This window comes from Pseudomonas sp. CH235, from assembly GCF_004368175.1.
In the GTDB taxonomy this organism is placed as follows: domain Bacteria; phylum Pseudomonadota; class Gammaproteobacteria; order Pseudomonadales; family Pseudomonadaceae; genus Aquipseudomonas; species Aquipseudomonas paraglycinae.
Genome location: NZ_RRZJ01000003.1, coordinates 215,398 through 238,450 on the forward strand (window position 1 = coordinate 215,398; position 23,053 = coordinate 238,450).

28 protein-coding genes and 1 tRNA gene are annotated in these 23,053 nt (G+C 58.3%); 21 read left to right on the forward strand and 8 right to left on the reverse strand.

Going from position 1 to position 23,053, the window contains the following annotated elements:
* Positions 1-2 precede the first annotated feature (2 nt).
* Together EIY71_RS04830 and EIY71_RS04835 are read left to right on the forward strand one after the other, a co-directional pair.
* Entirely contained in the window at positions 3-1,238 is a 1,236-nt protein-coding gene (locus EIY71_RS04830) for a cytochrome c (RefSeq protein WP_102688382.1), read from the forward strand.
* A gap of 2 nt (positions 1,239-1,240) precedes the next feature.
* Positions 1,241-2,212: an XdhC family protein gene (locus EIY71_RS04835; RefSeq protein ID WP_102688383.1), complete on the forward strand. Its 972-nt coding sequence runs from the start codon at positions 1,241-1,243 to the stop codon at positions 2,210-2,212.
* A 52-nt stretch (positions 2,213-2,264) separates the two neighbouring features.
* Here EIY71_RS04835 and EIY71_RS04840 read toward each other — a convergent pair whose 3' ends face one another.
* Positions 2,265-3,548: an FAD-binding oxidoreductase gene (locus EIY71_RS04840; RefSeq protein ID WP_102717968.1), complete on the reverse strand. Its 1,284-nt coding sequence runs from the start codon at positions 3,546-3,548 to the stop codon at positions 2,265-2,267.
* A gap of 184 nt (positions 3,549-3,732) precedes the next feature.
* On the opposite strand from EIY71_RS04840, the gene EIY71_RS04845 reads away from it, so the two are divergent.
* From EIY71_RS04845 to EIY71_RS04855, 3 genes are all read left to right on the forward strand, one after another.
* Positions 3,733-3,809, forward strand: a tRNA-Val gene (locus EIY71_RS04845).
* 142 nt (positions 3,810-3,951) lie between these two features.
* Entirely contained in the window at positions 3,952-4,407 is a 456-nt protein-coding gene (locus tag EIY71_RS04850) for a GNAT family N-acetyltransferase (RefSeq protein WP_102688385.1), read from the forward strand.
* 347 nt (positions 4,408-4,754) lie between these two features.
* A complete protein-coding gene (locus EIY71_RS04855) occupies positions 4,755-5,210 on the forward strand; it encodes a DUF2214 family protein (protein ID WP_102717969.1) in 456 nt (151 codons plus the stop codon).
* A gap of 205 nt (positions 5,211-5,415) precedes the next feature.
* Here EIY71_RS04855 and csrA read toward each other — a convergent pair whose 3' ends face one another.
* Positions 5,416-5,610 carry a carbon storage regulator CsrA gene (gene csrA, locus EIY71_RS04860; protein WP_003179932.1) on the reverse strand — a complete coding sequence of 65 codons (195 nt, stop codon included), beginning with the start codon at positions 5,608-5,610 and terminating at the stop codon, positions 5,416-5,418.
* Between the two features lie 251 nt (positions 5,611-5,861).
* On the opposite strand from csrA, the gene EIY71_RS04865 reads away from it, so the two are divergent.
* The gene (locus EIY71_RS04865) at positions 5,862-6,227 is read left to right on the forward strand and encodes an SPOR domain-containing protein (RefSeq protein WP_102688387.1); all 366 of its coding nucleotides are present in this window, start codon (positions 5,862-5,864) and stop codon (positions 6,225-6,227) included.
* An 86-nt stretch (positions 6,228-6,313) separates the two neighbouring features.
* Positions 6,314-7,216, forward strand: a complete 903-nt coding sequence (locus tag EIY71_RS04870; RefSeq protein ID WP_134020737.1) for a siderophore-interacting protein — start codon at positions 6,314-6,316, stop codon at positions 7,214-7,216.
* Positions 7,217-7,270: 54 nt separating this feature from the next.
* On the opposite strand, the gene EIY71_RS04875 is transcribed toward EIY71_RS04870, so the two are convergent.
* The 3 genes from EIY71_RS04875 to EIY71_RS04885 form a co-directional block, all read right to left on the reverse strand.
* Entirely contained in the window at positions 7,271-7,960 is a 690-nt protein-coding gene (locus EIY71_RS04875; RefSeq protein ID WP_085612799.1) for an endonuclease, read from the reverse strand.
* Positions 7,961-7,964: 4 nt separating this feature from the next.
* Positions 7,965-8,234 (reverse strand): DUF1654 domain-containing protein, encoded by a 270-nt coding sequence (locus tag EIY71_RS04880; RefSeq protein ID WP_371857356.1) that lies wholly within the window; start codon positions 8,232-8,234, stop codon positions 7,965-7,967.
* A 186-nt stretch (positions 8,235-8,420) separates the two neighbouring features.
* Positions 8,421-9,509 carry an asparaginase gene (locus EIY71_RS04885; protein ID WP_011333374.1) on the reverse strand — a complete coding sequence of 363 codons (1,089 nt, stop codon included), beginning with the start codon at positions 9,507-9,509 and terminating at the stop codon, positions 8,421-8,423.
* A 349-nt stretch (positions 9,510-9,858) separates the two neighbouring features.
* On the opposite strand from EIY71_RS04885, the gene EIY71_RS04890 reads away from it, so the two are divergent.
* From EIY71_RS04890 to EIY71_RS04925, 8 genes are all read left to right on the forward strand, one after another.
* Positions 9,859-10,311 (forward strand): hypothetical protein, encoded by a 453-nt coding sequence (locus EIY71_RS04890; protein WP_134020740.1) that lies wholly within the window; start codon positions 9,859-9,861, stop codon positions 10,309-10,311.
* Between the two features lie 201 nt (positions 10,312-10,512).
* The gene (locus EIY71_RS04895) at positions 10,513-11,469 is read left to right on the forward strand and encodes a sugar ABC transporter substrate-binding protein (RefSeq protein WP_007956008.1); all 957 of its coding nucleotides are present in this window, start codon (positions 10,513-10,515) and stop codon (positions 11,467-11,469) included.
* Between the two features lie 55 nt (positions 11,470-11,524).
* Positions 11,525-13,078, forward strand: coding sequence for a sugar ABC transporter ATP-binding protein (locus EIY71_RS04900; protein WP_085747806.1), 1,554 nt, complete (start codon positions 11,525-11,527; stop codon positions 13,076-13,078).
* On the forward strand, positions 13,075-14,052 hold the full coding sequence (locus EIY71_RS04905) for an ABC transporter permease (protein ID WP_064594871.1): 978 nt from the start codon (positions 13,075-13,077) through the stop codon (positions 14,050-14,052). The genes EIY71_RS04900 and EIY71_RS04905 overlap by 4 nt, the downstream gene beginning before the upstream one ends.
* Before the next feature lie 3 nt (positions 14,053-14,055).
* Positions 14,056-15,075, forward strand: coding sequence for a LacI family DNA-binding transcriptional regulator (locus tag EIY71_RS04910; RefSeq protein WP_102688390.1), 1,020 nt, complete (start codon positions 14,056-14,058; stop codon positions 15,073-15,075).
* A gap of 24 nt (positions 15,076-15,099) precedes the next feature.
* Positions 15,100-16,017: a ribokinase gene (gene rbsK / locus EIY71_RS04915; RefSeq protein ID WP_129973554.1), complete on the forward strand. Its 918-nt coding sequence runs from the start codon at positions 15,100-15,102 to the stop codon at positions 16,015-16,017.
* Entirely contained in the window at positions 16,014-16,418 is a 405-nt protein-coding gene (gene rbsD, locus EIY71_RS04920) for a D-ribose pyranase (RefSeq protein WP_007956017.1), read from the forward strand. Before rbsK ends, rbsD begins: the two co-directional genes overlap by 4 nt.
* A 44-nt stretch (positions 16,419-16,462) precedes the next feature.
* Positions 16,463-17,491: a nucleoside hydrolase gene (locus tag EIY71_RS04925; protein ID WP_134020742.1), complete on the forward strand. Its 1,029-nt coding sequence runs from the start codon at positions 16,463-16,465 to the stop codon at positions 17,489-17,491.
* Positions 17,492-17,524: 33 nt separating this feature from the next.
* Here the strand turns inward: EIY71_RS04925 and EIY71_RS04930 are convergent, their stop codons facing one another.
* Entirely contained in the window at positions 17,525-17,737 is a 213-nt protein-coding gene (locus EIY71_RS04930; protein ID WP_102688393.1) for a hypothetical protein, read from the reverse strand.
* Between the two features lie 129 nt (positions 17,738-17,866).
* Here EIY71_RS04930 and EIY71_RS04935 point away from each other — a divergent pair, with 129 nt between their 5' ends.
* Together EIY71_RS04935 and EIY71_RS04940 are read left to right on the forward strand one after the other, a co-directional pair.
* On the forward strand, positions 17,867-18,172 hold the full coding sequence (locus EIY71_RS04935) for a hypothetical protein (protein ID WP_102688394.1): 306 nt from the start codon (positions 17,867-17,869) through the stop codon (positions 18,170-18,172).
* 167 nt (positions 18,173-18,339) lie between these two features.
* A complete protein-coding gene (locus tag EIY71_RS04940; RefSeq protein ID WP_085747800.1) occupies positions 18,340-18,657 on the forward strand; it encodes an I78 family peptidase inhibitor in 318 nt (105 codons plus the stop codon).
* A 72-nt stretch (positions 18,658-18,729) separates the two neighbouring features.
* Here EIY71_RS04940 and EIY71_RS04945 read toward each other — a convergent pair whose 3' ends face one another.
* A complete protein-coding gene (locus tag EIY71_RS04945; RefSeq protein ID WP_003179963.1) occupies positions 18,730-18,942 on the reverse strand; it encodes a cold-shock protein in 213 nt (70 codons plus the stop codon).
* A 290-nt stretch (positions 18,943-19,232) separates the two neighbouring features.
* The gene (locus EIY71_RS04950) at positions 19,233-19,535 is read right to left on the reverse strand and encodes a hypothetical protein (RefSeq protein ID WP_085747799.1); all 303 of its coding nucleotides are present in this window, start codon (positions 19,533-19,535) and stop codon (positions 19,233-19,235) included.
* Between the two features lie 371 nt (positions 19,536-19,906).
* Here EIY71_RS04950 and thrS point away from each other — a divergent pair, with 371 nt between their 5' ends.
* From thrS to rplT, 4 genes are read left to right on the forward strand one after another with little or no spacing between them, the layout of a single operon-like run.
* Entirely contained in the window at positions 19,907-21,829 is a 1,923-nt protein-coding gene (gene thrS, locus EIY71_RS04955; RefSeq protein WP_085747798.1) for a threonine--tRNA ligase, read from the forward strand.
* Positions 21,829-22,380, forward strand: coding sequence for a translation initiation factor IF-3 (gene infC, locus EIY71_RS04960; RefSeq protein WP_169432615.1), 552 nt, complete (start codon positions 21,829-21,831; stop codon positions 22,378-22,380). Before thrS ends, infC begins: the two co-directional genes overlap by 1 nt.
* A gap of 60 nt (positions 22,381-22,440) precedes the next feature.
* Positions 22,441-22,635, forward strand: coding sequence for a 50S ribosomal protein L35 (gene rpmI, locus EIY71_RS04965; RefSeq protein ID WP_002553160.1), 195 nt, complete (start codon positions 22,441-22,443; stop codon positions 22,633-22,635).
* Between the two features lie 30 nt (positions 22,636-22,665).
* Positions 22,666-23,022 (forward strand): 50S ribosomal protein L20, encoded by a 357-nt coding sequence (gene rplT, locus EIY71_RS04970; RefSeq protein WP_002553161.1) that lies wholly within the window; start codon positions 22,666-22,668, stop codon positions 23,020-23,022.
* The last annotated feature ends 31 nt before the right edge of the window (positions 23,023-23,053 follow it).

The following is a 23,053-nucleotide window of genomic DNA, read 5'->3' on the forward strand; positions in this document are numbered from 1 at the left end:
GCATGAAGCAATTACTGACCCGCCTGACCCTGGCGGTCGGGCTGGCTGTGCCTGTGTTGGCGGTGCACGCGGATGATCAGGTCAAGCGCGGCGAATACCTCGCCCGCGCGGCCGACTGCATGGCGTGCCACACGGCGCCCGGCGGCGCGCCATTTGCTGGCGGCCTGCCGATCGTGTCGCCGTTCGGCACGATCTACGGCACCAACATCACTCCAAGCAAAGAGCACGGCATCGGTTTGTACAACGACGACGAGTTTTTCGCTGCGCTGACTGAAGGCAAGCGCCGTGACGGCGCGAACCTATATCCGGCGATGCCGTACACCTCGTATCACTTGATGCCGCGTGCGGATTCGGATGCGATTCACGCGTATCTGAAAACCATCGAGCCAATCGAGCGTGCCGCACCGGTGACCAGCCTTAGCTTTCCGTTCAACGTGCGTCCGGGCCTGATCGGCTGGAACATGATGTACGGCAAAGCCTTGAAGCTCGAATCTGCCGAAGGCAAAAGCGACGCCTGGAAACGCGGCCAGTACATGGTCGAAGTGCTCGGCCATTGCGGCGAATGCCATACGCCACGCGGCCTGCCGGGCGCGATGCAACTGGACAAGCGCCTGACCGGCGGCATCCTCAACGGCTATCTGGCACCGAGCCTGCTGGCCACTGATCTGGCGGCCCGCGGCTGGAACCATCAGGACCTGAGCACGTTCCTCAAGCACGGCATGAGCGCCCAGGGCACGATGTTCAACGAGATGTTCCCGGTGTTCCACAACAGCACTCAGGGCCTGAATGATCCGGATCTGGCGGCGATGGCGATGTTCCTGCTGGGCGACAAGCCTCCGGCGGCGAAAGAGCTGACCGACGTGCCGGTGGAAAAACTCAGTGCCAGCGCTCAACGCGGTCGTCAGGAATACTTGAACGTCTGCGCCGGCTGTCACGCGGCCGGTGGCGAGGGTAAGCCGCACATCGCGGTGGCCATGCGCGGCAACACCACGCTGCGTCTGGAAGACCCGCGCAACCTGTTGCGAGTGATCGAGGATGGTATCGGCGAACAGAAATTCGCCGGATTCGAACACATGCAGCCGATGCCGGGTTTCGCCGACAAGCTGAGTGCTGATCAACTGACCGATCTGCTGAACTACCTGCGTCAGGGTTGGGGTGGTCAGTCGGCCGAGCTGGCGGTCAGCGATGTGCAGAAGCTTCAGGCTGACGCCCCGTCCATCGAGCACAAGGCGCACTGATCATGCAGCATCTCGATCTGCAGGTTGTGCGTCGGGCGCTGGAGTGGTCGACGGCGGGGCAGCGCATCTGGCTTTGCACCGTGCTGACCACCTACGGCTCGGCGCCGCGCGCGCCGGGTTCACTGCTGGCGGTGAACGACGGCGGACAGTGGATCGGGTCGCTGTCCGGTGGTTGCGTCGAGGAAGACTTTCTCGAACGCGTCGCCGAAGGTGCGTTTCTCGATGCGATCAATGTCGTGCGTTATGGCGAAGGTGACGATCCGCGCTCGCGGGTCAGCCTGCCGTGCGGCGGCATTCTCGACGTGCTGGTAGAGAAATTTGACGCCGGCTGCGATGTGCAGGCGCACCTGCGTGAACTCGAATCGGCGTTGCTGGGGCGGCGCCGGTTGATTCGCGAGGTCGATCTGACCACGGGCGCGCGTAGCCTGTTTGCCGATCGCGAACAGGGTGCGCGGATCGAGCGTGAAATCGACCGGGTACGGATCCGCATCGGCGCCGCTCAGCGCTTGCTGCTGGCGGGGTATTCCAGCGTGGCGCAGGCGTGTGCGGAGTTCGCGGTGGGTCTCGGCTTCGAAGTGATTCTCTGCGACCCACGTCATGAGGTGCTGGAAGGCGCGGTGCTCAATGGCGTGGAGATCCGCCGGCAATTGCCGTCGGTGTTTATCGCCGATGGTGGTTGTCACCGGGATACGGCGGTGGTGGCGTTGACCCACGATCCGCGTATCGACGATCTGGCGATGATGGAAGCGGTGCGTACCGAAGCGTTCTACATTGGCGTAATGGGTTCGCAGCAGACGTCGCAGAAGCGCTTCGAGCGATTGCGCCGGATTGGCGGTCTGGGGGAAAGCGAACTGGCGCGGATTCATGCGCCGATCGGTCTTAACCTCGGCAGCAAGACGCCGTCGGAAATCGCTTTGGCGGTGCTCGCGGATATCCTGCGGATTCGCAGCGGGATTGCGCGGGATCAGTTGTGATTTGAGCTGAATGTAAAAAGGGCCGCTATTCAGCGGCCCTTTTTTTGGCTCGTCAGAAACCGAGCTTGTCGCGCAGTCCGTAGTACCACGCGCCCAGCGCGGCAAACGGTGTGCGCAGCAGTTGCCCGCCGGGGAACGGGTAGTGCGGCAAGTCGGCAAACGCATCGAAGCGCTCGGCTTGCCCGCGCAGCGCCTCGGCCAATACCTTGCCGGCCAGATGCGTGTAGGTCACGCCGTGGCCGCTGCAGCCCTGGGAGTAATAGATGTTGTCGCCCAGGCGCCCAACCTGAGGCAGACGCGACAGGGTCAGCAGGAAATTGCCGGTCCAGGCGTAGTCGATCTTCACGTCCTTGAGCTGCGGGAAGGCCTTGAGCATTTTCGGGCGGATGATCGCCTCGATGTTTGCCGGATCCCGCGCGCCATACACCACACCGCCGCCGAAGATCAGACGTTTGTCGCCGGTGAGGCGGTAGTAGTCGAGCAGGTAGTTGCAGTCTTCGACGCAGTAGTCCTGCGGCAGAAGGGATTTCGCCAGCTCATCGCCCAATGGCTCGGTGGTGATGACCTGAGTGCCGCACGGCATCGATTTGGCCGCCAGTTCCGGCACCAGATTGCCGAGGTAGGCGTTGCCGGCCACGATGATGAATTTGGCTCTGACCTTGCCCTGCGGTGTATGCACGACCGGATTGGCGCCGCGTTCGATGCGTACGGCCGGCGACTGTTCATAGATGGTGCCGCCCAGGGATTCCACGGCAGCAGCTTCGCCCAATGCCAGGTTAAGCGGGTGGATATGGCCACCGCTCATGTCGAGCATGCCGCCGACATATTGATCGCAGGCGACCACTTCACGGATGCGGCGCTGATCGAGCAGTTCCAGTCGGGTATGGCCGAAGCGTTCCCACAGGCGCTTCTGCGATTCGAGGTGGCCCATTTGCTTGGCGGTGAGGGCGGCGAATACGCCACCGTCTTTCAGGTCGCACTGGATGTTGTACTTGCTGACGCGTTCACGAATGATCCGGCCGCCCTCGAACGCCATCTGCCCGAGCAGTTGTGCCTGTTTCGGGCCGACGCTGCGTTCGATCACATCGATGTCACGGCTGTAGCTGTTGACGATTTGTCCTCCATTGCGCCCCGAAGCGCCGAAGCCGACCTTGGCGGCTTCCAGCACGGTCACGCGAAAACCGTTCTCGAGCAGGAACAGGGCCGAGGAAAGTCCCGTATAACCAGCGCCGATCACACAGACATCCGTCTCCACGTCATCCTGCAGGGCAGGGCGTGGTGGCACGGCGTTGGCCGACGCAGCGTAATAAGACTCTGGGTAAGGGGTGTTCGCCATCCTGCAGCCTCTGTTTAATATATTTTACGAGTGCAGCGATCCTACCCCAGTTGAAAAACCTCCGCCAGCCACCGGGAAATCTTCTTGCGGCGGGTCGAAATTAAATATTTTGCATATTCATAGGGTTAGGTGAAAAAAAGGTGTTGACACCCCTTCGGAATTCCGTAGAATGCCGCCTCACAGCAGGCACGTAGCTCAGTTGGTTAGAGCACCACCTTGACATGGTGGGGGTCGTTGGTTCGAGTCCAATCGCGCCTACCAAACAAAATCCGCTCTGCTGGGCGGTCTGGAAGGGCTCACCGAAAGGTGGGCCCTTTTTTGTTGTCTGCGATTTCAGAACCTTTGCAAAATTTCGGTTTGGTCGACCGCAGCTACACTCCGGCACATTTGCAGAGGTGTATTCATGAGTCGCCAATTCAGGCGCGCCGGTCCAGGCGATATCGAAAGCCTGTTGAAGATTGATCCTGTCGCTGAAAAAGATAGCTGCCGTCGCGAGTACATCGCGAGGGCTGTACGGGCGCAGGAGTGCTGGGTTGTCTGCGAGGCGGACGATCCTGGCGCTCCCGTCGGCTACGGATGTCTGGATCGAAGCTTTCTTGGAGAGTGGTTCATACCTCTCGTGATCGTCTCCAGTGCGAACAGGCGTTCCGGCGTGGGGCGGCAGATCGTGAGCGGTCTGGAGCAGCATGCTTGTGCAGAAAAGATCTTCACGTCGACCAATACGTCCAACTCGCCGATGCGACAGCTGCTTACAAATCTTGGATATCAGCACAGCGGAATGGTAGAGAATCTGGATCCGGGGGATCCCGAGCTCATTTTTGTAAAATTCTTGAGCCAAGCGCGTATTGATCGTGATTGATTTTGATCCATTCGTCGCCGACCGTCGCGAGCGACCTTTTAAATAGTGTGGATATTTAAGGGGTTACGGATTTTATTAACCATCCGGTTATCAAAAATACGTTGTTACATACTGGAAAAATCAGTAATATCCGCCCCGCGTTCACCACCACGGTTTATGCATTTTTAAATCCCAAGCTTCCATCAGCTGCTTGGGATTTTTTTTGCCCGCGATTTGCCTTTCCCGCACCTCTGCCCAGCCTCTCGTCTCGCCCGTTCCTGTTTTCCGGGAGCGGTGACAGGCAAGTCCATATTTTTTCGACTACTACTGTCAGGCTGATTTCAGCTCTGCCGGACAGGAGTTCATCGATGCTGATTCATTGGTTTCTTGCAGCGATTCATTTACTGGCTTTTGCCATGGGCTTCTGGGCGGTGTTGACGCGTGGGACGGCCTTCAGTCGTTTGGCGTCCGGCTCCGGTGATGTCGGGCGAGTGTTGCTAGCCGACAATCTTTGGGGGCTTTCGGCGTTGGTGTTGCTCATCACCGGCGGCATGCGCGCCTTCGCAGGTTATGAGAAGGGAACCGACTATTACCTGCATCAGCCACTGTTTCATCTGAAGATGACGCTGTTCGTGCTGATTCTGCTTCTGGAGCTCATGCCGATGATCACCCTGATCAAATGGCGCGTGTCCAAGGCGCGCGGCGCTGTCCCTGACACGGGGCGTGCAAAGATGTTCGCGCGGATCAGTCATGCCGAAGCGCTTCTGTTGGTATTGATGGTCGTGGCGGCCACCGGAATGGCGCGTGGCGTTACATTCGGCTAGTCGGGCGAGATTCCCAGCCGCTATTCGGAAATGTCCGACAGCCAGCTCGTTGAATGACGGTTAGTATCGGTTGCGAGAAGGGTTGAGGCAGGAAGTGGCGTGGCACGCGCCGTCACCAGGGAGGTGGGGGATGGCAATACGGCGCTTGAATCTTTAGCCAGTCATTGCGCGCAGGCAAACGAACTGGCTACTGACTGCTTAGGGCTCAGGGCGTTTGTGGCTTGTCCGGTGCGGTCAGGCCAGCCTGGATGCGCTGGTAGATCTCTTCCCGGTGCACTGCAACGTTCTTCGGAGCATTGATGCCGATTCGAACTTGCTGGCCGCTGACGCCGAGAATGGTGATCGTGATGTCATCACCAATGTTTATGCTTTCACCGACTTTGCGGGTGAGTATCAGCATGGTCTTCTCCTTGATTGCTTTGTAGGGCACCTGATTCAGACAGTGCAGAGGTCGGTGGTACGTATAGATTAGTGCGAAGTCTTACAGTTTGGGTGCCTCTTTCTGACGCGCAGCAGCGGCATTAATTCCCAGCGCGTAACTATACAGGGGCCGTCGGCATCAATCTCGTAGTTTTATGCCGCAATTTGCGGGGCTCGGAAAGTATTCTCGAATGTTAAGATCGCCGCTTTGAGAATTCAGAGGGAAGCGTTGTGCGCAAATTGGTCTGGGTAGTCGCGGCACTGGCATTGGCAGGATGTGGCGAAGGCAAGAGTGTGGATGCGCAAAAGCCGAAACCGGCGGTGGTAGCGGCGCCTGCTGCGGTGGGCCCGCAGTGGGATCTCGAAGTGCGCGGTGAAACCCCTCAGGCCGTCAGCGACCTCAGCGGCTGGCTGATAGAGCATGGCTTTGTGGCCAGTGTCATCAAGGACGCCAGCGGCAAGACCCGGATCCTGCTCGGCCCTTTCAATTCGAAGGCTGACGCCGAGGCGCGCCAGGCAGATGTGAACGCCGCATTGATCAAGGCGAAGAAGCAGAACATCGAAACGCTGGTGATCGAGCGCACGGCGACGCAATAAGGGGCCTTTCGACGGAGCTGACTAAAGGGTGTCCCCCGTGATTCGTTTTTCAAGGAGTCACTGAAGATACCCAGAAGGAGCTCCGCATGGCCTCCGCCAATCCTTACAAGTTGTTCGACGTCGTTTTGCGTCACAAGCAGCAATTGAGCCCGCATCTCATGCGGATCACGCTCGCAAGCCCCACGGTCACCGAGATGGCGACCTGGGCGCCGGATCAGCGAGTGAAGCTGTTTTTCCCGGCAGCCGACGGTTCATCCGCCAAGCTTTCTCAGGGCGAAGGGTGGTACGCCCGTTTCCGCTCGATGCTGGTTGATCGTCGCCCGGCGATGCGCACTTACACCATCCGTCATTTGCGTGCCGAGTCGGGTGAAGTCGATATCGATTTCGTCCTGCACGGCGAAACCGGCCCGGCCTCCCGTTGGGCGTTGCGAGCGCAACCTGGCGAGTCGATGCAGATTCTGGCGCCCGACAGCCGATTCTCGGCACAAGAGGCGGGGGGATTTGAATGGAAGCCACCGCAAACGCTCAAGCAACTTCTGTTGGTCGCCGACGCCACAGCGTTGCCGGCCGCCATGGGGATCCTGGAAGAACTGGCGACACTGACTGAACCGCCGCAGGCCCAGGCGTTTTTTGAAGTCGACAGTCGTGAGGATATGTTGGCGGTTCCTGACTGGCCCGGACTTTCGGTGCAATGGCTGATCCGCGATCACGCAACTGCCGGCACGTTGATGGTGGAAGCCGTGCAGCAGGCGACGTTGCCTGTCGATGCATCGCCGGTTGGGCAAGCGGTCGAGCTGGCGGATGTCGACATCGAAGAAGAGATTCTGTGGGAGATCGCCGATACGGCCAGCGAGTGTTTCTATGGTTGGATCGCCGGAGAATCCGCTGCGGTCATGAGCCTGCGCAAATACCTCATCAAGGAGCGCGGCATTCCGCGCGAGTCACTCAATCTGATGGGCTACTGGCGTCACAACAAATCCGGCGGTTGAGCACAAAAAAGGCCTTGAGTTTATCGCTCAAGGCCTTTTCTTTTGATCAGACAATCAACCGCAGGCTTTCAGGTTCACCGGGCCGACAAATTCGTTGCCGCGCCCCATCACACACGCCACGCTCTGATTACGCTGGCGCTCCCAGTCTTGCACCGGGTAAGTCTTGTCCCAGGCTTCGTACAGTTGTCGATCCTGCTTCGACAAGCGCAAGCCGTATTGTTTGCTCATGTAAAAGTAGGTGCGGGCGATCATGCCGCGGATCGAAGGGCGGGGCATGACCTTCTTCGCCTTGAAGTCGACCTGAGTCAGGCAGGAGCCGTACTGACCTTTTTCGACCGGCAGCCAGCCGTAGCTGAAATTGCTGCGGTCGCCATTCACCTCGCCGATGCTCGGCACCAGGTTGTGCAGGTCGGCTTCGGCTTTCTGATAGCTCGGGTCGTAGCGGGTGCAATTCTTGCGGCCGCCTTCCTGCCAGCATTGACGCTGATGGCCGAACTGCCAGGCCGGAACAATGTGCTCCCATTCGATGCGGGACGCTCGCTTGGCGTTCTTGCGCGGGACGTAGCCGCAGGCGGCAAGATCGACCTTGTTGCCGGTGTATTTGCACCCGCAATAGAACTCGGTGGATTGTGGTGCGTACAGCTTCCAGGCGACCTTCTTGGCTTCGGTGAACGTACGCGGCGCGCCAGCTTGCGCACCCAGGGAAATGAACAGCAACAGCACAGCAGCAAAACGCAGAATCATTGAATCAATCTTCCTTCGGCACAACCCAGAAAATCTGTACACCGCCATCGTCGCGGTAGGCGAGGGTGACGTTGTCGTTCTCGTCGATCTCTTCCAGCAAGCGCTCCCAGTCATCCACCGGCTCGTCCGGAAGGCGGAAGATCAGTGCGGCTTTGGCTTTTTGTGCGGTGGGGGAATTGATGATTTTTTGAACGCGCATGCCCATGCGTTCGTAAGCGTCAGGAGCATCAGGGGAAGTGGCCACGAGGTTATCCTTATTAAGCTGTACGTGCATACAGTATTTAACTGTAGGCATTTTCGCAACTGCTTAAAATTCAAGAAAATCCTCTGACAGCGGTTTTCCGGGTTTGATGTCACTCAGGTGAAATTTATCTTTGGAGGAGGCGCAAGCTTCACCCTCCGTCAAGTTGACGAAGGGTGAAGTCAGTGCCCGATCAGGAAAGGATCAGGCGAGGATGAATCAGTATTCCCAGAACATCCGTTGCAGCTCTTTGCTGTCGTTGGTCTTGGTCAGCGCGACCATGGCCAGGATGCGGGCTTTCTGTGGGTTCAGGTCGTGAGCAACCACCCAGTCGTATTTGTCGTCAGGCTGTTCGGCGTTGCGCAGGACGAAACCACCGGCATTGACGTGAGACGAGCGAATGATCTGCACGCCGTCCTTGCGCAGCGCCTGCAGGGTCGGAACCACGCGGGAGGAAACCGAGCCGTTGCCGGTACCGGCGTGGATGATCGCCTTGGCGCCGGACTGGGCGAGGGCCTTGTAGGCTGTGTCGCTGACATTGCCGTAGGAATAGGCGATTTCTACATCAGGAAGGCTCTTGATGTTTTTGATGTCGAATTCCGAATCCATGGTGTGGCGCTTGGCTGGCAGGCGGAACCAGTAGGATTTGCCTTCTACCACCATGCCGAGCGGGCCCCAGGCGCTTTTGAAGGCTTCGGTCTTGATGTTGATCATCTTGCTGACATCGCGACCCGACTGGATTTCATCGTTCAGGGTCACCAGTACGCCTTTGCCGCGCGCTTCTTTGCTGCTGGCGACGGCCACGGCGTTGTACAGGTTTAGCATGCCGTCCGCCGACATGGCGGTGCCCGGGCGCATGGAGCCGACGACGATGATCGGCTTGTCGGTTTTTTCCACCAGGTTCAGGAAGTACGCGGTCTCTTCCAGGGTATCGGTGCCGTGGGTGATGACGATGCCATCGACGTCTTTGCTGTCGGCCAGTTCGGAAACGCGACGTCCCAGTTGCAGGAGGTTTTCGTTGGTGATGCTTTCCGAGGCGATTTGCATGACCTGTTCGCCGCGCACGTTGGCCAGCGTGCTCAGTTCGGGAATGCCGGCGATCAATTGTTCGATGCCCACTTTCGCGGCCTGATAAGTCGCGCTGTTGGCAGCGCTGGCGCCCGCGCCGGCAATGGTGCCGCCGGTGGCCAAGACCACTACATTGGCCAGTTTGGTCTGGGTTTCAGCTTCTTTTGCCTGGAGGGCGGTTGGCAGGAGCAGGAGGAGGGCCAAAGCGCCCGGAACGAAACTCTTCAAAGCAGATGTCATTATTTTTCTCTCTAGTAGTGAGACGGTGCTGATGCAGGTTCATCTAGATGCGCCCCGGGCCGATCTGAATGCCAGGGGTGCAGGGAGGGAGCAGGATCTGTACCAGTCGTACTGTGCTTGAGAGAAATGTTTAACCTTATGATTTGAATCAAGATTTATTTTAAGAGTGGTTGTGAGCTTGCCTCGCTCATCCGGGTTTCCGAACACGGGATGTTTTCTCGTTCGGCTCACCGAAAAGGACTACGAGCCTCGTCCACAGACTGAACTGGCTGCTTTTCAGATCTCTGCTAAAGAAAACGGCGCGCTGGCCGATGCGCCTTGATAGGGATCCAATTTTTCAGGAGTTCAAATGTCATTGACTATCGGTTTTTCAAATCCCGGTTCGGTCACGATCGGCGGCAAAACGGCCGCTACGATCAATGCAATGAGTGAAGCTGAAGCCGACGCGTCTGCCGAGGCACTGGGTACCGAAAAGGTTGAAACCAATCAGGTCAGAACCGGTGGTCCTGCTCAGGAAGCAAGCGCAAGCGAGGCTGAAGGCGGTGACAATCTGAGCATCACTATCAAGACGCTGCTCAAACGGATGCAGGAACTGCAGAAGCAGCTTCAGGAGCAGCAACAGCAACTGGCTGCCGCGCAGGCTGCGAGTTATCCAACCCCCGAAGCCAAGTCGCAGGCGGTGATGTCCATACAGGGGCAGATCGCTCAAACCAGCGGTGCGTTGCTGGAAGTCTCGGCTGCATTGGTCAAGGAAATGTCGAAGGGTTCTTCTGCCGGTAACGTGGTCAACACCACGGCTTGAGTACTCAAGGGGCGGATCGATGGATTCGCCCTGCAACGCAATACCGATTTCTGATTGTTGACAAATTTCGGCGTGATTCGCATAGTTCGGTCTACGCAAACGTTTGCGCGGCCTTCGCGATGGATTTAATTGTCGTGGGGTGCAGCGAGCTTACGCCAGCGCAAGCGTTGCTCACAATAATCATAAGATCGGAGTGAACCCATGAAGCTGCCATTCGCTGGACGTCTTCTTGCTGTCGCCATGCTGGCTGCCGCATCCGCCGCACTGCCTGTCTCTTCGGCTTTCGCCGAATCCCCTGAAAAACCCAAAGTCGCCCTGGTCATGAAATCCCTGGCCAACGAATTCTTCCTGACCATGGAAGACGGCGCCAAGGCCTACCAGAAAGAACACTCCGCCGATTTCGACCTGATCTCCAACGGCATCAAGGACGAAACCGACACGGCGGGGCAGACGCGCATCGTCGAGCAGATGATTCTGGCAAAGGTCAACGCGCTGGTCATCGCACCGTCTGATTCCAAGGCGATGGTGCCGGTGATCAAGAAAGCCGTCGATGCCGGTATCACTGTGATCAACATCGACAACCAGCTCGATCCGGCTGTGATCAAAAGCAAGAACATCAGCGTTCCGTTCGTAGGCCCGGACAACCGCAAAGGCGCGCGTCTGGTGGGCGAGTACCTGGCCAAGCAACTGAAGGCCGGTGACGAAGTCGGCATCATTGAAGGCGTCTCCACGACGACCAACGCCCAGCAGCGTACCGCTGGCTTCAAGGATGCGATGGAGGCTGCGCAGATCAAGGTTGTTTCCCTGCAGTCCGGCGATTGGGAAATCGACAAGGGCAACAAGGTGGCCGCTTCGATTCTCAGCGAGTACCCGGACGTCAAGGCGCTGCTGGCCGGTAACGACAGCATGGCCGTGGGTGCCGTTTCCGCCGTGCGCGCTGCCGGCAAAGCCGGTCAGGTGCAGGTTGTCGGTTACGACAACATCAATGCCATCAAGCCCATGCTGAAGGACGGCCGCGTTCTGGCGACGGCCGACCAGTACGCTGCGAAGCAAGCGGTGTTCGGTATCGAGACCGCGCTGAAAATCATCAAGGGCGAGAAAGTCGACAGCGGTGCCAATGGCGTGATCGAGACGCCTGTCGAGCTGGTCACCAAGTAAGTCCTTTGGCGACACAATGGCGCTCGTCCGTCCGGGCGAGCGCATGGAGATTTTTATGTCAGTTTCCGCTCCGAACGCTGTCCTCTCGGTCAGCGGTATCGGCAAGACCTATGCGCAACCGGTTCTGACCGGCATCGACCTGACGTTGATGCGCGGTGAAGTGCTGGCGCTGACCGGTGAGAACGGTGCCGGCAAAAGCACCCTGTCGAAGATCATCGGCGGGCTGGTCACACCTACCACCGGCCAGATGCAGTTCCAGGGCAAGGACTATCGCCCCGGCAGTCGCACGCAGGCTGAAGAGCTGGGTGTGCGCATGGTCATGCAAGAGCTCAATCTGCTGCCGACGCTTTCGGTGGCGGAGAACCTGTTCCTCGACAACCTGCCAAGTAACGGTGGCTGGATCAGTCGCAAGCAGCTGCGCAAGGCCGCCATCGAAGCCATGGCTCAAGTCGGCCTCGATGCCATCGACCCGGACACACTGGTCGGCGAATTGGGCATCGGTCACCAGCAAATGGTCGAGATCGCTCGCAACCTGATCGGCGATTGCCATGTGCTGATCCTCGACGAACCGACCGCAATGCTCACCGCTCGCGAAGTTGAAATGCTTTTCGAGCAGATCACCCGGTTGCAGGCGCGCGGCGTCTCGATCATCTACATCTCGCATCGCCTCGAAGAGCTGGCCCGGGTAGCACAGCGCATTGCCGTGTTGCGCGACGGCAACCTGGTCTGTGTCGAGCCAATGGCCAATTACAACAGCGAGCAACTGGTCACCCTGATGGTTGGTCGGGAGCTGGGCGAGCATATCGATCTGGGGGCTCGCAACATCGGCGCGCCGGCCCTGACGGTCAAAGGTCTGACCCGCTCCGACAAGGTGCGTGACGTGTCCTTTGAGGTTCGCGCCGGTGAGATTTTCGGCATTTCGGGGCTGATCGGAGCAGGGCGCACCGAGCTTTTGCGGCTGATCTTCGGCGCCGATGTCGCGGACAGCGGCACGGTGGCACTCGGTTCGCCGGCAAAAACGGTGAGCATTCGCTCGCCAGTCGATGCAGTGCGCAACGGTATCGCCTTGATCACCGAGGATCGCAAGGGCGAAGGCCTGCTGCTGAGTCAGTCGATCAGCGCCAACATTGCCTTGGGCAACATGCCGGAAATTTCCAGCGGCGGGTTCGTCAACAACGGCGATGAAACTAAGCTCGCGCAACGGCAGATCGACGCCATGCGCATCCGCAGTTCCAGCCCGACGCAGCTGGTGTCCGAGCTGTCCGGCGGCAACCAGCAAAAGGTGGTGATCGGGCGCTGGCTCGAGCGCGACTGTTCGGTGCTGCTGTTCGACGAGCCGACTCGCGGTATCGATGTCGGCGCCAAGTTCGATATTTATGCCTTGCTCGGCGAACTGACTCGGCAGGGCAAAGCGCTGGTCGTGGTGTCCAGCGATTTGCGCGAGCTGATGCTGATCTGCGACCGCATCGGTGTGTTGTCGGCAGGGCGCCTGATCGACACGTTCGAGCGCGACAGCTGGACCCAGGATGACTTGCTTGCCGCCGCGTTCGCCGGCTACCAGAAACGTGATGCGTTGCTCAACGAAGCAGCGCCTAGGGATCTCCCATGAAAACTGCATCTTCCGCCGGCAAATCCAGTGGCAATTTCTACGGCCTCGGCACTTATCTGGGCCTGGCAGGCGCGTTGCTGGCAATGATTGCGCTGTTCTCGGTCATGAGCAGCCATTTCCTGTCGTATAACACCTTCAGCACCCTGGCCAACCAGATTCCCGACCTGATGGTTCTGGCGGTGGGCATGACGTTCGTCCTGATCATCGGCGGGATCGACCTGTCGGTAGGCTCGGTACTGGCGCTCGCGGCATCTACCGTCAGCGTGGCGATTCTTGGCTGGGGCTGGAGCGTATTGCCGGCTGCCTTGTTGGGTATGGCCGTTGCAGCGTTGGCCGGCACGGTGACCGGCTCGATTACCGTGGCGTGGCGAATTCCGTCATTCATTGTGTCGCTCGGTGTTCTGGAAATGGCCCGTGGCCTGGCTTATCAGATGACCGGTTCGCGCACGGCCTATATCGGTGATTCCTTCGCCTGGCTGTCGAACCCGATCGCCTTCGGCATTTCGCCGTCGTTCATCATCGCCTTGCTGGTCATTTTCGTTGCCCAGGCCGTTCTGACCCGTACCGTGTTCGGCCGCTATCTGATCGGCATTGGCACCAACGAAGAAGCGGTGCGTCTGGCGGGGATCAATCCCAAGCCCTACAAAATTCTGGTGTTCAGCCTGATGGGGCTGCTCGCCGGCATTGCGGCGCTGTTCCAGATTTCCCGGCTGGAAGCGGCCGACCCGAACGCTGGTTCCGGCCTTGAGCTGCAAGTCATCGCTGCCGTGGTGATCGGCGGCACCAGCCTGATGGGCGGACGTGGTTCGGTGATCAGCACCTTTTTCGGTGTGTTGATCATCTCCGTCCTGGCGGCCGGTCTGGCGCAGATTGGCGCGACCGAGCCGACCAAGCGCATCATCACCGGTGCGGTGATCGTGATCGCCGTGGTGCTCGACACCTATCGCAGTCAACGCGCAAGCCGACGGGGCTGATAAATGGCAACGATCAAGGATGTGGCGGCACTTGCAGGAATTTCCTACACGACCGTGTCCCACGTAGTAAACAAGACCCGACCGGTGAGCGAAGAAGTGCGGCTCAAGGTCGAGGCGGCGATCAAGAGTCTCGACTATGTACCGAGCGCCGTGGCCCGATCGCTGAAAGCGAAAACCACCGCCACCATCGGTTTGCTGGTGCCCAACAGCCTCAACCCGTACTTCGCCGAACTGGCGCGCGGGATCGAGGATTACTGCGAGCGTAACGGCTACTGCGTGATTCTCTGCAACTCCGACGACAACCCGGACAAGCAGCGCAGCTACCTGCGGGTCCTGCTGGAAAAGCGCATCGACGGATTGATCGTCGCCTCGGCAGGTGGCGACAGTGGTCTGGCGCAAGGACTGGCGGGCGTAAAGACGCCGATGGTGATCGTCGACCGTGGACTCGAAGGCGTGGACGCCGACCTGGTGCGCATCGATCACGAATATGGCGCGTACCTCGCGACGCGGCATTTGCTTGAGCTCGGTCATCGCGATATCGCCACGATCGGTGGTCCGACGAGTACCAGCGTCGCGCAAATGCGTCAGGCCGGTTTTGCTCGAGCGCTGAAAGAGGCGGGTGTTGAAGTGGCCCCGTCGCGCATGCTGGAAAGCGACTTCACCAGCACCGGCGGTTACAACGCGGCTTCGGTTCTGCTTGAGCACAACCCGCCGAGCGCGATTTTTGCCGGTAACGACATGATCGGCATTGGCGTGTTGCGAGCGGCGGCGGAACGTAACGTGCGCGTGCCCGCCGAGCTGTCGGTGATCGGCTTCGACGATATCCAGATGAGTCGCTATGTGTATCCAGCGTTGACGACCGTGGGCCAGTCGATCCTGCAACTGGGCGAGATGGCCGCGGAAGTGTTGTTGCGAAGAATTGCCACCCCGGATCTGGCGACGGATCAGCGGATCGTGACCCCGAGTATTGTCCTGCGCGAATCGACTGCACCGCTGTCCGGGGTGTTCACCGAATACCGCTGAAACCGAATTGATGAGTAATGATGTATGTCCGCAAATGTAGTGGTAATAGGCAGCCTGAACATGGACCTGGTCACTCGGGCGCCGCGCTTGCCCCGGGGCGGTGAGACGCTGATCGGCCATTCTTTCGCGACTGTGTCCGGCGGCAAGGGCGCCAATCAGGCGGTAGCCGCTGCACGGCTGGGTGCGCAGGTGTCGATGGTCGGCTGTGTCGGCAACGATGACTATGGCGTGCAATTGCGCGACGCGTTGCTGGCCGAGCAGATCGATTGTCAGGCGGTCAGCGTGGTGGAGGATTCCAGTGGCGTGGCGCTGATCGTGGTCGATGACAACAGTCAGAACGCGATTGTCATCGTGGCCGGCGCCAATGGTTCGATGACCCCGGCGGTCATCGACCGGTTCGACGCCGTGCTGCAAGCGGCCGACGTGATCATCTGCCAATTGGAAATCCCCGACGCCACGGTAGGCCATGCGCTGAAACGTGGACGTGAACTGGGCAAGACGGTCATCCTCAACCCTGCGCCGGCCAGTCGCCCGCTGCCGGCAGACTGGTTTGCCGCCATCGATTACCTGATTCCCAACGAGAGCGAGGCCGCCGCCCTCAGCGGTTTGCCGGTGGACTCGCTGGCGACCGCTGAAAAAGCCGCTGCGCACCTGATGTCACTGGGCGCCGGCAAGGTCATCATCACGCTGGGGGCTCAAGGCTCGTTGTTCGCCAACGGCACGGGTTACCAGCATTTTCCTGCACCCAAAGTGAAGGCGGTCGATACCACCGCCGCCGGGGATACGTTTGTCGGCGGATTTTCGGCGGCACTGGCGGCCGGCAGAACCGAGGACGAGGCCATTCGTTTCGGGCAGGTCGCTGCGGCCCTGTCGGTTACCCGGGCAGGTGCCCAGCCGTCCATTCCCACCACCTCCGACGTACAGGCATTCAAACCCGCATGAAAAAGACTCCTTTGCTCAATGTCGCCCTGTCGCGGCTGATTGCTTCCCTTGGGCATGGCGACATGGTCGTGATCGGCGATGCCGGCCTGCCGGTGCCGCCGGGTGTCGAGTTGATCGACTTGGCGTTGACGCACGGCGTTCCGGATTTCGTCAGCACCCTGAAAGTCGTGCTCAGCGAAATGCAGGTGGAAAGCCACGCGCTGGCCAAGGAGATTTTCGACAAGCAACCGACCGCGCTGTCCACGCTGGACGAGCTGAATGACGAAGGCTCGCTGGGGCGGCGTGACCTGCTCAGTCACGAGCAATTCAAAGTACTCAGCCGACAGGCACGAGCGATTGTTCGTACGGGCGAATGCCAGCCGTACTGCAACATCGTGCTGGTGTCTGGAGTTACGTTCTAAACAGGGTTCGCCCCTTTTGATTTCATCTGCACAAGGAATGCGCCATGCAGCGCTATGCTCAAAAAATGCATCAATTGATTCGGAGTCTGCTGCTTTTGTCCGTGATAACCGCGACCGGCGCCCAAGCGGCGGAAAAGATCGACCTGATCATCGACACCGATCCGGGCGCCGACGACGTGGTCGCCCTGTTGTTAGCCATGGCCTCACCGGAGGAGCTGAACATTCGCGCGTTCACCACCGTGGCCGGCAACGTGCGTCTGGACAAGACTTCGCGCAATGCGCGGTTGGCCCGTGAGTGGGCAGAGCGGGAAGAGATTCCGGTGTACGCCGGCGCGCCAAAACCGTTGATGCGCACGCCGATCTACGCCGAAAACATCCATGGCAAGGAAGGCCTGTCGGGTGTCACCGTGCACGAACCGAAAAAAGGCCTGGCCGAGGGCAATGCGGTCAACTACTTGATCGACACACTGAAAAAAGCCAAGCCGCACAGCATCACAATCGCGATGCTCGGCCCGCAGACCAACCTGGCTCTGGCGCTGATCCAGGAGCCGGAGATTGTTCAGGGGATCAAGGAAGTGGTGATCATGGGTGGCGCCCACTTCAATGGCGGCAACATCACGCCAGTGGCCGAATTCAACCTGTACGCCGACCCGCAAGCGGCAGAAGTGGTGCTTAAAAGCGGGGTGAAACTGACCTACCTGCCGCTGGACGTGACCCACAAGATCCTGACCAGTGATGCGCGCCTGAAGCAGATCGCGGCGCTGAACAACAATGCGAGCAAGATTGTCGGCGACATCCTCAACGAGTACATCAAAGGCGATATGGAGCACTACGGCATTCCGGGTGGTCCTGTGCATGACGCCACCGTCGTGGCTTATCTGCTCAAGCCTGAGCTGTTCACTGGCCGGTCGGTGAATGTGGTGGTCGACAGCCGTGAAGGCCCGACCTTCGGCCAGACTATTGTCGACTGGTATGACGGCCTCAAGGCGCCGAAGAACGCCTTCTGGGTGGAGAACGGCGACGCCCAAGGCTTTTTCGATCTGCTGACCGAGCGTCTGAAACGTCTGAAGTAAGCGATACGCCCGCAGGTGCCAGCTTGCGGGCTTTTACTCCCTCTCGGTGTCCGATGTGCCTTTGAAGTCATCGGGATACTTTTCGAACAACTGGGCGATGAACGACTGCGCGCCTTGCGTTCCCAGCGCCTTCACCAGCAAGTCAATGCTGATCAATGCCAATTCCTCCGGACTGCCCGGACTGTAAGAGCTGTGCCCTTGCGGCCAGGCGGCCTTGATGTCGGCGGTAATGCTTACGGTGGTCATGGCAAGGCTCGGTCGCGGGATCGGAGTTTTGAGTTAACCACTTTGCCGAGCGTTTGGCACTGCGACTTAGGCATGAGCGCAGGGCTATGCGACACTTGGTCGTTTCCGCAAAAAAACAAGGATTGCGCTGTGCAGATCGATTTGAATAGCCCCGACGGCCTGACCCTTGATGCTGTCCGCCGGATGCTGGCGTCAGCCAGTGATGACGAACACACTCAACTGCGCGTGACCAAGGGCGGGATTGCGTATATCTCTTCGGGTGTCACTGGTGGTCAAGACATAGATGGCCTGCTATTTCGTCTGGAGACCTGGGCAAAAGGCTCGGGATACGTGGGAAATGTCGCGGCCAACGACGAAGTCTGGGTCATGCAGATCTTCAACGCGCTCAAGGACAACTGGCCAAATCCTCCCTTCGATTACATAGATGTCTACTGAGCGTCATTAATATTCAGTGACGTTTTACGGGGTGAAGCTTCAGACGTTGCTCAGGCACACTCAGTGTTTTTCCGATTGTGGGGCGGGGTGATAGCACTCACCGTGAAACCAAACGCCGTATTGGCGGTCGCACGATCTCTGCTCAAAATTGAAATAAGGAGGCTTCAATGCCTTGGAAGTTCGCGTCACTGGGTGCACTGATGGCCGTTGCTCTGTTGGCTGGTTGCTCTACGACCTCCAGCGAGTCGCAGAAGGATCCCGTGGCGACTGAGGCCGGACATGGTCGTTGTGAAGCATCGGCTGCGGAGTTCGCTCTCGGCAAGAAAGCTTCGCCGGAACTATTGGAGCAAGCGCGCAAGAAAGCCGGTGCGCAGAACGCCCGATTCCTCAAGCCAAATGACATGATCACTTTGGAGTACCGCTCCGATCGCCTCAACCTGAATACCGATCAGAACCTGGTAGTCACCCGCGTCAACTGCGGCTGAGCCTTTCGGGCGTTTGTTTCACCCATAAAAAACCCCGTCACATGGACGGGGTTTTTTTAGTGCGCCGGGAAATTACTCTGGGCGAACTTGTGCAGCTTGCATACCCTTTTGGCCTTTCTCAGCCACGAAGGAAACGGTCTGGCCTTCTTTCAGGCTTTTGAAACCGTCGGATTCGATAGCTTTGAAGTGTACGAACAGGTCGTCACCGCCACCTTGAGGAGTGATGAAGCCGAAGCCTTTTTCATCGTTGAACCATTTAACGGTGCCGGTTTGGCGATTAGACATGGTGTATCTCCAAGAAACATATATTTTCAGTAGTACTGTGCTGCTCAGGCCAACTGGGCACACTGGGGTATCATAGTCGAAATGTTCGCTTTGGTAGCCCCCCGGACGTGCTGTTTGCCAATCAGTCGTGTTTTCTTTACTGCCTGTTTCGGCTGGAGGCCCCGGTTTAAAAGGCTTCTGGCGAAAAATAAAGACAATAAAAAAACCTGTAAAACCTGCATAAATCGTACGAAAAGGCCTGAATCAGATGCTTTTCAGCGGTGCTGGGGGCAGTGAAAAGGCCTGTTTCATCATTTTTTCGCCGGGGTATTGGCCTTGCATTTGGCAATTTGCCCCAGGGCTTTCTGCTGCAGTTCCTGGCTGGCCTTGTTGTCCATCAGTGCCTGAATGTCGCTGGCCGGGTAGGACTTGATCGCATCGGCACCGCACGCGCAGTGGGACTTTGCGGCAGCGGCACCGATTTGCGGAGTGGCCGCCTGGGTGCACTGAGCCATGTATTTCTCACGCTCGCCCTTCGGCCAGTCGGCGTGGGCGCTCAACGGCAGCAGCAAAACGAGGGGGGCGACTGCAGCAAGCAGGGTGTTAAGACGCATGCGAGGATGCTCCTTGTGGGTCAATGTCTTGTTATCTGAGGGGCCTAAGGCCGATCAAGTTCAGCACTCTGGCATAAAACGGACGATTTGCCTCCCGGTAAAACCAGAGTGCATCGGTGACCGTTCATCTGTGCTAGCATGCCTGGCTCGGGCGTTCGCAAGCTCCGGATGACCTTCAGTCCTGGCAGCGGCAGCGTACGAATTTTCTGATTTGAATCCCAGTCACTCTGGTTCGGTTTTCCGGTTGGCCGCAAGGCTCCTGCCGCTGTAAGGCAGGCGTTCGTCATTGAATGGCCTGGATCGGATCTTGTACTGGCTCATCCCAACCCACGTGACCTTTGGTAGGGGTCACCACTAGGAGAGGAGGCGCCATGCCAACTATTACTCTTCCCGACGGCAGTCAACGTTCATTCGATCACCCGGTTTCCGTAGCCGAGGTCGCCGCATCCATCGGTGCAGGCCTGGCCAAGGCCACCCTGGCCGGCAAGGTGAACGGCAAGCTGGTTGACGCCAGCGACATCATCGACAGCGACGCAACGCTGCAAATCATCACGCCAAAGGATGAAGAGGGGCTGGAGATCATTCGCCACTCTTGCGCCCACCTGGTTGGCCACGCGGTCAAGCAGTTGTACCCGACGGCCAAAATGGTCATCGGTCCGGTCATTGATGAAGGCTTCTATTACGACATCGCCTTCGAGCGTCCTTTTACGCCGGACGACATGGCGGCCATCGAACAGCGCATGCAACAGCTGATCGACACTGAATACGACGTCATCAAGAAAGTCACTCCGCGTGCCGAAGTGATCGAAGTGTTCAAGGCTCGTGGCGAAGATTACAAGCTGCGTCTGGTCGAGGACATGCCGAACGAGCAGGCCATGGGCCTGTACTATCACGAAGAATACGTCGACATGTGCCGCGGTCCGCACGTGCCGAACACTCGCTTCCTGAAATCCTTCAAGCTGACCAAGCTGTCCGGCGCCTACTGGCGCGGTGATGCCAAGAACGAGCAATTGCAGCGCGTTTACGGCACCGCGTGGGCTGACAAGAAGCAACTGGCTGCTTACATCCAGCGTATCGAAGAAGCTGAAAAGCGCGATCACCGCAAGATCGGCAAGCGCCTGGGCCTGTTCCACACCCAGGAAGAAGCGCCGGGCATGGTGTTCTGGCACCCGAATGGCTGGACGCTTTACCAGGTTCTCGAGCAGTACATGCGCAAAGTGCAGCGCGACAACGGCTATCTCGAGATCAAGACGCCGCAAGTCGTTGACCGCAGCCTGTGGGAGAAATCCGGGCACTGGGCCAACTACGCCGACAACATGTTCACCACCGAGTCGGAAAGCCGCGACTACGCCATCAAGCCGATGAACTGCCCTTGCCACGTGCAGGTGTTCAACCAGGGTCTGAAGAGCTACCGCGAGCTGCCGATGCGCTTGGCCGAGTTCGGTGCCTGCCATCGCAACGAGCCGTCGGGTGCGCTGCACGGCATCATGCGTGTGCGTGCGTTCACTCAGGACGACGCCCACATCTTCTGCACCGAAGAACAGATGCAGGCTGAATCCGCAGCGTTCATCAAGCTGACCATGGATGTTTATGCCGACTTCGGCTTTAAAGACATCGAGATGAAGCTGTCCACTCGTCCGGAAAAACGCGTCGGTTCCGACGAGCTGTGGGATCGCGCCGAAGCGGCCCTGGCTGCAGCGCTTGATAGCGCTGGTCTGCCGTACGATCTGCAGCCGGGTGAGGGCGCTTTCTACGGTCCGAAGATTGAATTCTCGCTGAAAGATTGCCTCGGTCGCGTGTGGCAGTGTGGTACCTTGCAGCTCGATTTCAACCTGCCGGTGCGTCTGGGAGCCGAATACGTCTCCGAAGACAACAGCCGCAAGCATCCGGTGATGTTGCACCGTGCGATCCTCGGTTCGTTCGAGCGTTTCGTCGGGATTCTGATCGAGCACTACGAAGGTGCATTCCCTGCGTGGCTGGCGCCAACCCAGGCAGTGATCATGAATATCACTGATAAACAGGCAGATTTCGTCGCTCAGGTCGAAAAAACTCTCAACGAAAGCGGGTTTCGTGCCAAGTCCGACTTGAGAAATGAAAAGATCGGCTTTAAAATCCGCGAGCATACTTTGCTCAAGGTTCCATATCTCTTGGTTATTGGGGATAAGGAAGTCGAGATGCAGACTGTCGCTGTGCGTACTCGTGAAGGTGCTGACCTGGGCTCGATGCCCGTCGCCCAGTTCGCTGAGTTTCTCGCGCAAGCGGTTTCCCGGCGTGGTCGCCCAGATTCGGAGTAATTATTATTAAGCGTGAAATGAGACAAGATAAACGAGCTGCACCGAAAGCCCCGATCAACGAGAATATCTCGGCACGCGAGGTTCGGTTAATTGGCGCTGATGGCGAGCAGATTGGCATCGTCTCGATTGATGAAGCGCTTCGTATTGCTGAAGAAGCAAAGCTTGATCTGGTAGAAATCTCTGCCGACGCAGTCCCGCCGGTTTGCCGGGTGATGGACTACGGCAAATCGATCTTCGAAAAGAAGAAGCAGATTGCTGCGGCGAAGAAGAACCAGAAGCAGATTCAGGTAAAAGAAATCAAGTTTCGTCCAGGGACGGAGGAAGGGGATTACCAGGTAAAACTGCGCAACCTGGTACGTTTCCTGAGTGACGGGGACAGGGCCAAGGTATCCTTGCGATTCCGCGGCCGTGAGATGGCCCACCAGGAGCTGGGGATGGAACTCCTCAAGCGGGTTGAACAAGACCTGCTCGAGTACGGTTCGGTCGAACAGCATCCTAAGATGGAAGGACGCCAGCTGATCATGGTCATCGCCCCGAAAAAGAAGAAGTAATCAACAGGGCACGGCAGGCCTTCTGATTATGTTTATCAACTGAATGCGGAGTATCCGAACATGCCAAAGATGAAAACCAAAAGTGGTGCTGCTAAGCGGTTTCTGAAAACTGCTAACGGTATCAAGCACAAGCACGCTTTCAAGAGCCACATCCTGACCAAAATGTCGACCAAGCGTAAGCGTCAACTGCGCGGTAGCAGCTTGCTGCATCCGTCTGACGTGGCAAAAGTCGAGCGCATGCTGCGCCTTCGTTAATTTTTGGATCAAGAATAGAGGAAGTAACTCATGGCTCGTGTAAAGCGTGGCGTCATTGCCCGTAAACGTCACAAAAAAATTCTGAAACTTGCTAAAGGCTACTACGGCGCACGCTCCCGCGTATTCCGTGTTGCCAAGCAAGCGGTAATCAAGGCAGGCCAATACGCCTACCGTGACCGTCGTCAGAAAAAACGTCAGTTCCGCGCTCTGTGGATCGCTCGTATCAACGCTGGTGCTCGTGTTAACGGTCTGTCCTACAGCCGTTTCATCGCTGGCCTGAAAAAAGCGTCCATCGAGATCGACCGTAAGGTTCTGGCTGATCTGGCAGTGAACGAAAAAGCGGCGTTTGCTGCGATTGTCGAGAAAGCTAAAGCCACCTTGGCTTAAGTACCCCCGACAGTCACCTGGCCACACCTCT